Source organism: Streptomyces sp. NPDC007157, assembly GCF_040634235.1.
In the GTDB taxonomy this organism is placed as follows: Bacteria; Actinomycetota; Actinomycetes; order Streptomycetales; family Streptomycetaceae; genus Streptomyces.
Genome location: NZ_JBEYFE010000001.1, coordinates 479,302 through 491,890 on the forward strand (window position 1 = coordinate 479,302; position 12,589 = coordinate 491,890).

Genomic DNA, 12,589 nt, shown 5'->3' on the forward strand with positions numbered 1-12,589 from the left:
CTCAGAGCAGGTCGACGAGCCGGACGGCGGCGGCCAGGGCGCGCATGCCGGCGTCGTTGAAGTGCAGGTGGTCGCCGGGGTCGTAGCCGGGCCGGATGCGTGTCGGCTGCTGCGGATCGCGGACGACGGCGTCGAAGTCGACGTACGCGTCGAAGACGTGCCGGGTGCGGATCAGCGCGTTGACCCGCTGCCGTACGGCCTCCCGGGCGTCGGTGTAGCCGCTGAACCCCGCGTAGGGCGTCAGTGTCGCGCCCACGACCCGGATTCCGCGTGCGTGGGCGCGGGCCACGATCGCCCGGTAGGCCCGCACGAAGTCGGCGGGGTCCGTGGCCTCCGGGGTGCCCTTGATGTCGTTGATGCCTTCGAGGAGGACCAGGGTCCGGACACCCGCCCGGGCCAGCCCGTCGGCGTCCAGCCGGTTCAGGGCGCCCGGTCCTCCGGTGCTGTCGAGCAGCAGCCGGTTGCCGGAGATCCCGGCGTTGAGCACGCCGATCCGGAAGGGGCGCAGCCGTTCCGCGAGGCGGTCGGGCCAGCGGTGGTTGGTGCCGAAGCTGGAGCCGTTGCCGTCGGTGAGGGAGTCGCCGAAGGCGACCACGGTGCCGAGGGTCACGCTGCGCACGTCGACACCCGTGACGTAGTACCAGTTCCCGGTGGTCCTGGTGTACGCGGTCCCGTGCTCGTCGGCGGCCCGGCCGGCGCCGTGCCTGGCGAGGTAGCTGGTCTGGAGCGCCACGCGGTGATAGGTGGCGGGACCGGAGTCACCCGGGGTCTCGACGGTGACCAGCAGATCGGCGGCGGCCGGGACGGCGAGCGGCACCGGATCACTGACCAGGTCCTGCCCGACCGGTACGACCGCGGTGCCGGCGCCGTCGAAGGTGGCGCCGCGCATGGACCCGGGTACGGCGTCCGCGCCGGTGCCCTGGCGCAGCGCGACGGTGACCGCGCCGAGCCGTAGCGGTGCGCCGCCGAGCCGGTTGCTGATCCGGACCCGTACCGCACTGCCTCCGACGCTGAGATGGACGACGTTGCGGTAGGCGGCGCCGGGCACCGCGCGGGCGGTCCCGGAAGGCGCGGTCTCCCAGCTCCCCGCCCAGAGCGAGGGGCCGGAATCGGCACCGGCCCGCCCCGTCGTACCCATCGCGATCAGCAGCGCCGCGCCGAGAACCCGCCCGACCTTGCCCATCCACACCCGCCCTTCCTGAGGCCCACTGGAGGGGAAGGTGACATACGGATGCCGAGTGGGGCAGCAACTTGACCGGGGGACCACCCGGGTGGCGGAGTGGGGGCGTGACCGTAGTGGTGCGGCTGCGGGTGGGTGGGGGCTGGTCGCGCCGTTCCCCGCGCCCCTTACGGGGCACTGTGGTCACGCCGACCGCACAGCTGCGGGCAGCCGTCCCTGGCCCGCCGCCACCGCCCCCTCCAGCGTCAGCAGCCGTACCTTCCGGTCAAGTCCGCCCGCGTAGCCGGTCATCGAGCCGTCCGCCCCGATCACGCGGTGGCAGGGCCGCACGATCAGCAGGGGGTTGGCCCCGATCGCCCCGCCGACCGCGCGCACCGCCATCCTGGACGCCCCGATCCGCGCGGCGATCTCCCCGTACGTCGTCGTCCCCCCGTACGGGACGCCGTCCAGCGCACCCCACACCCGCTCCCGGAACTCGGTTCCGTGTGCGCTCAACTCCAGCCGGAACTCCTTCAGTTCACCGGCGAAGTACGCACCGAGCTGCTCCTCGGCCGTCCGGAAGGGCCCCGCGTCCGCGAGCCACCCCGCCTCGACGCTCCGACCGCCCTTCTGCCCGGGGACGGACAGCGACGTCAATGCCCCGTCCGCATCCGCGGTCAGGAGCAACTCCCCGACCGGCGAAGCGATCCGCGTCCAGTACGTGACACCCATCAGTTCCTCAGCTCCCCTTCCACCAGCAGGTGCCGGACGGCGTACGACCGCCAGGGCCGCCAGTCGTCCGGTATGTCCAGGCCGGGCTCGGCCACGTCGGGGTCGCCGAGCGCGCGGACCCGGATCGCGGCGACGACCGCCGGCTCCAGCCCGGGCAGGGCCCGCAGGGCCGCCTCCGCGTCGTCCCGGTCGGCGCCCGGGTCCAGTCGTAGGGTGCCGTCCGCGAGCGCGGCGGCGAGCGCGCCGAGGGTGCCGTCCGGCTCGGCCTCGGCGAGCACGCCGGCCTCCGGGAAGAGGTGGGTGAGGCTGCCGGCGGGCGCGTCCAGCACCTTGCCGTACCGCTGCACCAGCCGCTCGGCGCCGGCCGTGCCGACCAGGGCGCGCACGGCGGCCTCGGCCGGATCCGCGGTGCCGGGTGAGCGCAGCCCCGGCCGCGCGGCGACCAGCGGAGCGAGCCGTGGGTCCTCGGCGAGCCGCTCGTCGACGGCGTACGGGTCGGCGTCGAGATCGAACAGCCGCCGCAGCCGCTGTACGGCGGTGGTCAGGTCGCGGGGGTCGGTGAGCCGCAGCCGGGCGTCGAGCCAGCCGCCGGGACGGGCCCCGCCGGCCGCGGCACCGCTCCGCTCCTCGACGGCGACGACGGCATGGCCGTACGGCAGTCGCAGGGTGCGGCGGTAGGTGCGGGCGCCGGGGACGCCGGTGACCTCCTCCACACCGGGTACGGCCTCGCGTGCCAGCAGGTCGAAGACGGGACCGGCCTGGTACGGGCCGCGGTGGGCGAGCCGCAGCGGGATCCCGGCGGCCGGCGAGCCACGCCGGGCGCCCCGGCCGCCGGGCGCCGCCTCGCGCAACCGGCTCGGGGTCGTGGCGTACACGGTGCGGACGGTGTCGTTGAACTGCCGCACGCTGGCGAATCCGCTCGCGAACGCGATCTCCGTGATCGGCAGCTCGGTGGTCTGGAGCAGCAGGCGGGCGGTGTGGGCGCGCTGGGCCCGGGCGAGGGCGACCGGGCCGGCGCCGAGTTCGGCGGTGAGCTGCCGCTGCACCTGCCGGGCGCTGTAGCCGAGCCGGCCGGCGAGGCCGCCGACGCCCTCCCGGTCCACGACGCCGTCGCCGATCAGCCGCATGGCCCGGCCGACGACGTCGGCGCGCGCGTTCCACTCGGCGGACCCCGGTACGGCGTCCGGGCGGCACCGCCGGCAGGCCCGGAAGCCGGAGCCCTGCGCGGCGGCGGCGGTACGGAAGAAGCGGACGTTGTGCCGCTTCGGGGTGACGGCGGGGCAGCTGGGACGGCAGTAGATGCCGGTGGTCCGCACGGCGAAGAAGAACGCGCCGTCGAACCGCCCGTCCCGGCTGCGCACCGCCTCGTACCTGGTCTCTTCGTCCATCACGTACTCAAGTGTGAGCGATGGCGGGAGCCGGGGCTGGCGGGAATCGGACGTGGTGCTGGTGGGACGGCTCGCACAGCGCCCCGGTAGAGGCGCGGGCCCGGATCGACCTGCGGCTCCACCGCGTGGGCGCGACCGGACCCCACCCACCCGCACTCACCCGACAACCGCCACCGCCCCTAGTGCCACCGCCCCCGCTTCGCCTCCATCGCCGCCTTCCCCTCCGCCCCCCTCTTCTTCCAGTCCTTCTTGATCTCGGACCGGAGCCGGGCGTCCGTCTTCGCGACGATCCACTGGTTCTCCCGCATCAGCTTGCGGTAGCTCTCCAGCCGGCGGACGGGCAGTTCGCCGGTCTCCACCGCCAAGCGCACCGCGCAGCCCGGCTCGCTCTCGTGCCCGCAGTCGGAGAACCGGCACCCCTGCGCCAGTTCCTCGATCTCGGAGAACACCTGCCCGACGCCGGTACCGGCGTCGAACAGGCCCACGCCACGCAGGCCTGGCGTGTCGATCAGCACTCCCCCGCCCGGCAGCGCCAGCAGGTTGCGGGTGGTCGTGGTGTGCCGGCCCTTGCCGTCGACGTCCCGGGCGGCCCGGACGTCCATCACGTCCTCGCCGACCAGCGCGTTGGCGAGGGTGGACTTGCCCGCGCCGGACTGGCCGAGCAGGACGGACGTACCGGAGCTGACGAGCGAGACGAGGACGTCGAGGCCGTCCCCCGCCAGCGCGCTGACGGTGAGGACGGGCACGCCGGGCGCGCTCGTCTCGACGTCCTGGACCAGATGCGCGAGGGTCACCGGGTCCGGGACCAGGTCCGCCTTGGTGAGGACCACGACCGGCTGGGCCCCGGACTCCCAGGCCAGTGCCAGGAACCGTTCGACGCGGCCGAGGTCGAGCTCGACGGCGAGGGACACCGCGACGATCGCGTGGTCGACGTTGGCGGCGAGGATCTGCCCCTCGGACCGCTTGGAGGAGGTGGAGCGCACGAAGGCGGTACGGCGCGGCAGCAACGTCCTCACATACCGCGGATCATCACCTTCGGGGTCGACGGCGACCCAGTCCCCCGTACACACGATCTTCATCGGGTCACGGGGCACGACGAACTCGGTATCGGCACGAATGACGCCTGCCGAAGTGACGACATCGCACTGACCACGGTCGACCCGCACAACACGGCCGGGCAGCAGACCCTGCTCGGCGTGCGGAGCGAACTCGGCGGTCCAGCCTTCATCCCACCCGTAGGAAGCGAGGGCATGCCGGCCATCAGAAGTGGCGGAGGTGTTGAGCGAGGTGTGGAACAAGGGAAACCCTTCGAAGGGTGGCCCCGGCGGCGCGCTCGGCGCGGAAGTTGTGTGGGTGTCAGCCGGAGACCACAGGGGTGGAAACGATGATGAACTCCTGAATGCGGGCAGCACCCGTCACCGTGACAGTCATCAATGTCCTCACCTCCTGCTTCCTCGACGAGCCAACACTGTTTCCCCGGGAACGGAACACGACCGTGCCCTGGAACGAGGAAACCGTAGCCTCGCCCCAGGGCACGGCGCCAGCGATTAACCGTCCGGGGCTCATCCGTACGACACCCGCAGTCGGCGGACCGACCTCAACCGCGCAGACAGAGTCCCGGCCGCGACCCGCCGTCTCGAATCCGCGGGGGCCGCAGCCGGGGTCCGGTCAGGCGGTGGCCAACGCGCACTGGCCTCGGTCGGCCTTCATCGGTCCGGCGGCGCTCGGACGGACCTCGAAGTCGAACATGGCGGTGGGTACGTACAACGAGCAGCAGGCGTTGGGGATGTCGACGATGCCGCTGATACGTCCCTCTATGGGGGAGGAGCCGAGCAGCAGGTAGGCCTGCTCTCCGCTGTAGCCGAACTTCTTGAAGTACTCGACGGCGTTGAGGCAGGCCCGGCGGTAGGCCAGTGTCGCGTCGAGGTAGTAGTTCGTGTCCGTGTCGTGGTCGACGGAGATCCCGATGAAGGTGAGGAACTCCGTGTACCTCGGCTCGACGTTGCCCGGAATGAACACGGGGTTGGTGGAGATGCCGTACGTCTCCATACCGCCCTTGATCAGGTCGACGTGGAAGTCGATGAACCCGCCCATCTCGATGGCGCCGCAGAAGGTGATCTCTCCGTCGCCCTGACTGAAGTGCAGGTCGCCTCCGGACAGCTTCGCGTCCTTGACGTGTACGGGGTAGAAGACTCTTGATCCCCGGGTGAAGTTCTTGATGTCGTGGTTGCCTCCGTTCTCGCGCGCCGGCACCGTGCGTGCGCCTTCCGCGGCGATGCGCGTGGCGAGGTCTCCGGTGGCCGTGCCCGCGAGTGCGTTGGTGCTGTCCGGCGGTACGGCGAGGGGCGGGACCCGGTTCGGGTCGGTGTCGATCAGCGCCTGCTCGCGGGCGTTCCAGCTGGCGAGCATCTCGGTGGACGGGGCGGTTCCGAACAGCCCGGGGTGGGTGATCCCGGTGAAGCGGATCCCGGGAAGGTGGCGGGAGACGGCCTGCTGTCCGTGGAAGTCCCACACCGCTTTGTAGGCGTCCGGGAAGTAGTCGGTCAGGAAGCCTCCGCCGTTGGCCTTGGCGAAGATGCCGGTGTAGCCCCAGCCCTGTCCTGCCGAGCCCCCGGTCTGCTGCGGCACGGGACCGAGGTCGAGGATGTCGACGACGAGCAGGTCGCCGGGTTCGGCGCCCTCCACGCCTATCGGGCCGCTGAGCATGTGCGGGATGGTCAGGTCTATGTCGCGTACGTCGTTGGAGGAGTCGTTGTTGCCGACCTGACAGTCGGTCCAGTCACGGCACTCCATGCGGAACTCCGCTCCTGGCTTCACCATGGCGGCGATGGGGACGTCCGGGTGCCACCTGTTGTGTCCGGGAACGTCCTGCTCTCGCATCGACTTGCTCTGGTCCACTCTGAATACGACTTCAGGCATGACAGCCTCTCACTCTTGATCCGGTCAGGACGTTGTGCCCGTACTTCCGGCCGATCCGGCCGGGGCCGGCTGCCGCGATTTCCTGGTGAGCGGCCACAGTGCCGCGAACACGACGACACCGAAGGCACCGAGGGCGATGGCGATCTCCGTGGTGTGCTTCCAGTAACCGGAGAGCAGCAGCGCCGCGGGAATGACACCCGTGACCCAGCCCTCGATCGCCGTCACCCAGCCCACATAGTCGGACAACTCCGTCTTCTTGAGACCGAGCAGCAGGAAGAACAGGAACCACAGGAAGGACCAGTAGAGCCAAATAACTCCGAACGGGTAGTCCTTGAGGAGGTGGAAGTTGGCGAATGAATACCCCAGGGCAACGATCGCCACGAAGAGGGAGTAGTAGCCGACGCAGATGTTGTCGATCCCCGCGAGCAGCACAATTCCCACGTACAGGTAGGTGAATCCGAACAGGTAAATTCCTGATGCCGCCAGAATCTTCGTGGAATCGTTGCCTGCCGTGAAGATGAGATAGGTCGGCGTCAACACCTGCAGTCCGCCCACGAAGAGGTTGAACACTGCTGCGGACTTGGCGTCCACCTTCCCCAGCAGCAACAGCCCGTTCACGTAGAGCACCGCACCGACGAAGAGCAGTCCCACGTTTCCCACGGGGACACACCTCCCAAGTCCGCATGGGGGGCGGAATCGCGTCGCGCCCGGGGGGGTCACCCACGAGCTGCCGAGGAGGCGGCTCGGTTCCCGGCCCGCGTCGCGTGATTCCGCGTTCCGCGCACCGCTACGGGAACGACGTCGTGTCCGATGCCGAAACCCGCATGAGACGTTCTGCCTTTTCGACCACCGCCCTCAGGGACGGGGCAGCCGCGAAAGCGCGGGGTGCGGATGGCGTGGCACCCTCCTGCGTGACGGCACTTCAGAGACTACTGCCGGGGCCTCACGCGCCTGTTCCTCCCGTACATGGAGGGCGGCGACCGCGTTCGGTGTCAGCGAAAGGCCGGGCGCCGAATACACGCGTCTCGCAGTGCCTGCGCACACAGGGCAGTCATAAACCTGGGGCGCCGTCCCGATTTCCAACTTCACATCGAAGGGCCCACAGCGGCTGCATAGATATTCATAGGTTGCCATCAGCAGCCTCCGAATGCCGGTGGACGCTGGCCAACCCGAGCGTGTGCGACGCACCCGGACAAGCGCACGCCACACCATGTTTCCTTACTTCAAGGAGACGTCTTGTAAAACGACGTGTCAAGCCCGGACGGACGAGTCCGCCCTTTCTCAGAACGACCCGATGGCGAGCCCTGCCGCTGCCGCCGACAGACCCACCGCAAGGCTCGAAGCGCCGTACAGCAGGGACTTTCCTGCCTGCCCCTTCTCGCGCAGGTGGACCAACTCGTAACTGAATGTGGAGAACGTCGTATAGGCGCCGCAGAAACCGACACCGGCAATGACCACGACCTGCTCCGGCAGTGCGTGCCGTGCGCCGAGGCCCACCAGCAGCCCCAGCACGAACGAGCCGGTCACGTTGATCAGCCAGGTGCCGCGCGGGAACGCGCCCGGCCTGCGGTACTGCACGTACTGGTCGAGTACGTAACGCGCAACCGCCCCGACGGCGGCCGCCGCACCAACGGCGAGCAGGGTGATCACCGTATCCACCAGCCGTACCGGCGGGCGCGCCCGCGCCGCGCGTCGAGCCGAATGCGCCGGGCCGATGTCAGCCTGCCGATGACCAGGCCCAGAACGGTGGCCGCCAGGCCGGCGAAGAGACTCCCGAAGATGTTCAACACCGCGGTCCCGTAGTGGTCGTGGCCCAGCAGGCGATCGGTGTCGACCATCCAGGTCGAGAAGGTGGTGAAGGCGCCCAGGAAGCCGACGGCGGCGAACGGCCGCACGTAGCGGGTCGGCGGCCAGATCTCCAGCACATACACGAGCAGCAGTGCCAGCACGAACGCCCCGGACACGTTGACGGCGAACGTCGCCCACGGGAACGCCGCCCCTCGGGCGGGGAAGGCCAGCACCAGCGCGTAACGGGCCGTCCCGCCCAGCACGCCGCCGAGCGCGACCGCCAACAGGACGCCCCCGCGCAGACGTGCGCGGAACGGCTCCCGAACTCCTGTCACAGGCCTCATCGAAATAGCCGCATCCCTATCCACCGGAACACCTCCCCATTATCGCTGGGATTGCAGTGCCGGCGCACACTCGACTAAAATTCAAGATCATCGGCGTTCGACCGGTTACCGGTGCCCTGCCCACTCACCGGAGCAGTGGCCCCACCGATGGAGGACGGCCATGGCAAAAATCCTTGCGGTGCTCTATCCGGACCCCGTGGGCGGTTATCCTCCCGACTACGCCCGCGACGAGATTCCCACCATCAGCGGCTATCCGGGCGGTCAGACCGCGCCGACCCCGCAGGCCATCGATTTCACCCCGGGGCATCTCCTCGGCTGCGTCTCAGGAGAACTGGGGCTGCGCCGGTTCCTGGAGGACCGGGGTCACACCCTCGTCGTCACGAGCGACAAGGAAGGGGCGGACTCCACCCTGGACCGCGAGCTTCCCGACACCGACGTGGTCATCTCGCAGCCGTTCTGGCCCGCCTATCTGACCCCCGAACGCATCGCCGCGGCTCCTCGGCTCAGACTCGCGATCACCGCGGGGATCGGGTCGGACCACGTCGACCTGCCGAGCGCCATCGCCCACGGCATGACCGTGGCCGAGGTGACGTTCAGCAACAGCATCAGCGTGTCGGAGCACGCGGTGATGCAGATTCTCACCCTCGTGCACAACTACATGCCGGCTCACGAGTGGGTGACCACCAAGAAGGGCTGGAACATCGCCGACAGCGTCTCGCACGCCTACGACCTCGAAGGCATGGACGTCGGCGTCCTCGGCTCCGGCCGAATCGGCCAGGCGGTACTGCGCCGCCTCAAGCCGTTCGACGTCACGCTGCACTACTGCGACGTGCACCGGCTGGACAAGGAGATCGAGGAGGAGCTGGAGCTGACCTGGCATCCCGACGCCCGTTCGCTGGCCTCCTCCGTCGATGTGCTCTCGATCCACACTCCGCTGCATCCACAGACACAGAACCTCTTCGACGACGAGCTGATCGGGGCCATGAAGCGCGGTTCGTACATCGTCAACACCGCACGGGCGCTCATCGTCGACCGGGACGCCGTGGTGCGGGCCCTCAACAGCGGCCAACTGGCCGGTTACGCCGGTGACGTCTGGTACCCGCAGCCGCCACCGCCCGACCATCCCTGGCGCACCATGCCCAACGAGGCGATGACGCCGCACGTGTCCGGGTCGACCCTCTCGGCGCAGGCACGCTACGCGGCCGGTGCGCGGGAGATCCTGGAGTGCTGGCTCGACGGTCGCCCCATCCGCCCGGAGTACCTGATCGTCGAGGGCGGTGGGCTCGCCGGGACGGGAGCGACTTCCTACACGGTCGCCGGATGACCGCCACGGGCCGGGGGACGTGCGACGGACAAGAAATCAACTGCAGATCGAATAGAAGATCCACCAATCCGGCTGTGATCCGATTCACCCACGATTTACTGGACGGGCACGGGCGGGACCTTTAGCGTCCATAAATAGATTGTTTTCCATATGCAGGGATACCGGCGCCGCGGGTAATCTCTCGTAAGAAAACCAGGCGAACGCCGGGAAGGTGGATCAGTGAGCATGGACGCAGTGTGGGTCCGGGGCGTGACCGGCATTCAGATGCACCACGTGACCGACCTCCAGGATGCCGGTAGGTTTCTGGGCAACGCAGCGATGGCACTGCGGGCCGCGCACGTAAGGACCGGCGCCGACCGGTACTCCGGCATCGCCGCCGAGCTCAAGGCTCTGGTGGAGCGAGTGCGTGAGCTGGAGGACGAGGCGCGGTCGAGCATGCACGAACTGCACTCCGCCGACCCCGAGCGGTTCATCCGCTGCCGGGACGGCCACGAGCCATGGCCCGGCGAGATCCCGGCAGGATTCATCCCGCGCCACACCTGCAAGGACGAGTGCCTCTACCACGACCGCGGGGTCCTCGACGCCATCATGCAGTGCACCTGTGGCCGACCGCCGTGCCAGGCCTGTGAGATCGGCGGGAAGCTCTGACGAACTCCGGGGCTCCCGCGGCTTCGTGGCCGGTACGGACGGGAGGCTCCGCTGTGCGGAACCCCGGCGCGCACCTCGATGATCCACGACGTGCCGCCGAGGCGTGTTAAGATGGCTATGTTGCAGTTGTGGTACCCATAAGCCTATGTGCGCCTGACGGGAATGTCTCTCCTGCAGGCGCATTATTTGTTTTCCGGCATCTCCGGATGGGGCCTCTGCCTAAAGAGCGGAGAAGGTCATGGCACAGGGAACCGTGAAGTGGTTCAACGCCGAAAAGGGTTTCGGCTTCATCGAGCAGGACGGCGGCGGCCCCGACGTCTTCGCCCACTACTCGAACATCGCGGCCCAGGGCTTCCGTGAGCTCCAGGAGGGCCAGCGGGTCTCCTTCGACGTCACACAGGGCCAGAAGGGCCCGCAGGCGGAGAACATCGTCCCCGCCTGATCGCCGGACGCGTATCCCCTCACCGGGGTCGGCACCGCCATGGTGCGGACCCCGGTTTGTGCTGTTTCCAGGAAGGCAGAAAGCTGCATGCCCCGCAGACCCCAGAAGCCGAACCGGCGCGCCTCGTCACCTCCACCGCCCGCGTCGGCGCCAAGCGAATTCCGGCTGCCGGAAAACACGACACCCGCCCTTCCCGCAGTCGAGGACTTCGCCGGGCTGGACATGCCCGCGGGACTGCTGAAGACCCTCACCGCTCAAGGTGTCACCACCCCTTTCCCCATCCAGGCCGCCACGCTGCCCAACTCGCTCGCAGGCCGTGACCTGCTGGGACGGGGGCGTACCGGCTCCGGCAAGACCCTCGCGTTCGGGCTCGCGCTCCTGGCCCGCACAGCCGGACTGCGCGCGGAGCCCAAGGCACCCCTCGCCCTCGTGCTGGTGCCCACCCGTGAACTCGCCCAGCAGGTGACGGACGCGCTGACCCCCTATGCGACCGCCGTGAACCTCCGGCTGGCCACCGTGGTCGGCGGAATGTCCATCACCAAGCAGGCCAGTGCGCTCCGGCGCGGCGCCGAAGTGCTCGTGGCGACTCCCGGCAGGCTCAACGACCTCGTGGAACGCGGGGACTGCGTGCTCGGCAGCGTACGCATCACGGTCCTGGACGAAGCCGACCAGATGACCGACATGGGCTTCCTGCCGCAGATCACCAAGCTGATCCAGCAAGCGCGGCCCGACGGACAGCGCATGCTCTTCTCGGCCACCCTGGACCGCAACATCGACCGCCTGGTACAGCGGTTCCTGACCGACCCCGTGGTGCACTCCGTGGACCCGTCCGCGGGGGCGGTGACCACCATGGAGCACCACGTGCTCCACGTCCAGGACGAGACCGACAAGAAGGCCGTCACCACGCGCATCGCCGCCCGTGACGGCCGGGTCATCCTCTTCCTCGACACCAAGAGGTCCGCCGACCGGCTCACCAAGCGGCTCCTGGCCGTCGGCGTCCGCGCGGCGGCACTGCACGGCGGCCGCTCCCAGCCGCAGCGGAACCGGACGCTGGAACAGTTCAAGAGCGGCCAGGTCACCGCGCTGGTGGCGACGAACGTCGCGGCCCGGGGCATACATGTCGAGGACCTCGACCTCGTCGTGAACGTCGATCCCCCCGCCGACCACAAGGACTACCTCCACCGGGGCGGCCGTACGGCCCGCGCCGGCGACTCCGGCAGCGTCGTCACCCTGGTCCTGCCCGAGCAGAAACGGGACGTCACCCGGCTCATGTCGGACGCGGGCATCCGCCCCCGGACGGCCCGCATCACGTCGAGCGACGCGGAGCTGGCCACCATCACCGGCGCCCGCGAGCCTTCCGGCGTGCCCGTCATCATCGAGATCCCCCAGCCGGCGGCACCGACGGCATCCCGCCCGGACCGGAAGGCAGGCACCGGGCGCGGCAGGCGGTCCGGCCGCCGCCGAAACGGCGGCGAGCCCGGAACGGCGACAGGTGCGGCCACCGGGACGGGCGGCAGGGGCGCGGACCGCCGGGCCGCGGCCGGGGCGGCACCGACCGGTGGCACTTCGGCAACCGGCGGGCGCGGTTCAGTCCGCCGGGCGGGAACCGCCGGGGCCACGGGTGGTGCCGTCGGCGCGGGCGGCCGCGGTTCCGACCGCCGGGCCGCGGCCGGTGCGGCGACCGGCGCTGCCTCCGGCGCGGAGGCCCGCGGTTCCCGCCGACGAGCGGCGGCCGGCGGAGCCACGGGCGGCGCTGCCGGCAACGGCGGCCGGGAATCGGGGCGCCGGGGCGGCCGCCGCACCTCGGCCACCTAGTACGGCATCAGGCACCGTTCGCCCTGTTGA

Annotated in this window: 13 protein-coding genes; 4 read left to right on the top strand and 9 right to left on the bottom strand. The window is 69.9% G+C overall.

The annotated features are described in order from the left end of the window. Position 1 precedes the first annotated feature (1 nt). The 9 genes from ABZ642_RS02140 to crcB (ABZ642_RS02180) form a co-directional block, all read right to left on the bottom strand. Positions 2-1,183 (bottom strand): SGNH/GDSL hydrolase family protein, encoded by a 1,182-nt coding sequence (locus ABZ642_RS02140; protein WP_360475610.1) that lies wholly within the window; start codon positions 1,181-1,183, stop codon positions 2-4. A gap of 180 nt (positions 1,184-1,363) precedes the next feature. Beyond that, positions 1,364-1,891, bottom strand: coding sequence for a methylated-DNA--[protein]-cysteine S-methyltransferase (locus ABZ642_RS02145; RefSeq protein ID WP_360475613.1), 528 nt, complete (start codon positions 1,889-1,891; stop codon positions 1,364-1,366). Continuing rightward, positions 1,891-3,279 (bottom strand): AlkA N-terminal domain-containing protein, encoded by a 1,389-nt coding sequence (locus ABZ642_RS02150; protein WP_360476068.1) that lies wholly within the window; start codon positions 3,277-3,279, stop codon positions 1,891-1,893. The genes ABZ642_RS02145 and ABZ642_RS02150 overlap by 1 nt, the downstream gene beginning before the upstream one ends. 179 nt (positions 3,280-3,458) lie before the next feature. Then, positions 3,459-4,577 carry a ribosome small subunit-dependent GTPase A gene (gene rsgA / locus ABZ642_RS02155; protein WP_360475616.1) on the bottom strand — a complete coding sequence of 373 codons (1,119 nt, stop codon included), beginning with the start codon at positions 4,575-4,577 and terminating at the stop codon, positions 3,459-3,461. Between the two features lie 370 nt (positions 4,578-4,947). After that, positions 4,948-6,198: a formamidase gene (gene fmdA, locus ABZ642_RS02160; protein ID WP_360475619.1), complete on the bottom strand. Its 1,251-nt coding sequence runs from the start codon at positions 6,196-6,198 to the stop codon at positions 4,948-4,950. Positions 6,199-6,222: 24 nt separating this feature from the next. Then, the gene (locus ABZ642_RS02165) at positions 6,223-6,858 is read right to left on the bottom strand and encodes an AmiS/UreI family transporter (RefSeq protein ID WP_360475622.1); all 636 of its coding nucleotides are present in this window, start codon (positions 6,856-6,858) and stop codon (positions 6,223-6,225) included. 195 nt (positions 6,859-7,053) lie between these two features. Next, entirely contained in the window at positions 7,054-7,410 is a 357-nt protein-coding gene (locus ABZ642_RS02170) for an FmdB family zinc ribbon protein (RefSeq protein WP_360475625.1), read from the bottom strand. A gap of 69 nt (positions 7,411-7,479) precedes the next feature. Further along, positions 7,480-7,848, bottom strand: a complete 369-nt coding sequence (gene crcB / locus ABZ642_RS02175) for a fluoride efflux transporter CrcB (protein WP_360475628.1) — start codon at positions 7,846-7,848, stop codon at positions 7,480-7,482. Next, positions 7,845-8,321 (bottom strand): fluoride efflux transporter CrcB, encoded by a 477-nt coding sequence (crcB, locus tag ABZ642_RS02180; protein WP_360475631.1) that lies wholly within the window; start codon positions 8,319-8,321, stop codon positions 7,845-7,847. Before crcB (ABZ642_RS02180) ends, crcB (ABZ642_RS02175) begins: the two co-directional genes overlap by 4 nt. Before the next feature lie 169 nt (positions 8,322-8,490). Between crcB (ABZ642_RS02180) and ABZ642_RS02185 the strand changes: the two genes are divergently transcribed. The 4 genes from ABZ642_RS02185 to ABZ642_RS02200 all read left to right on the top strand — a co-directional run bounded on the left by ABZ642_RS02185 (position 8,491) and on the right by ABZ642_RS02200 (position 12,559). After that, entirely contained in the window at positions 8,491-9,654 is a 1,164-nt protein-coding gene (locus tag ABZ642_RS02185) for an NAD-dependent formate dehydrogenase (RefSeq protein ID WP_360475634.1), read from the top strand. Between the two features lie 225 nt (positions 9,655-9,879). Continuing rightward, positions 9,880-10,302 carry a hypothetical protein gene (locus ABZ642_RS02190; protein WP_360475637.1) on the top strand — a complete coding sequence of 141 codons (423 nt, stop codon included), beginning with the start codon at positions 9,880-9,882 and terminating at the stop codon, positions 10,300-10,302. Positions 10,303-10,540: 238 nt separating this feature from the next. Continuing rightward, the gene (locus tag ABZ642_RS02195; RefSeq protein ID WP_360475640.1) at positions 10,541-10,744 is read left to right on the top strand and encodes a cold-shock protein; all 204 of its coding nucleotides are present in this window, start codon (positions 10,541-10,543) and stop codon (positions 10,742-10,744) included. An 87-nt stretch (positions 10,745-10,831) separates the two neighbouring features. Next, positions 10,832-12,559, top strand: a complete 1,728-nt coding sequence (locus ABZ642_RS02200; RefSeq protein WP_360475643.1) for a DEAD/DEAH box helicase — start codon at positions 10,832-10,834, stop codon at positions 12,557-12,559. The last annotated feature ends 30 nt before the right edge of the window (positions 12,560-12,589 follow it).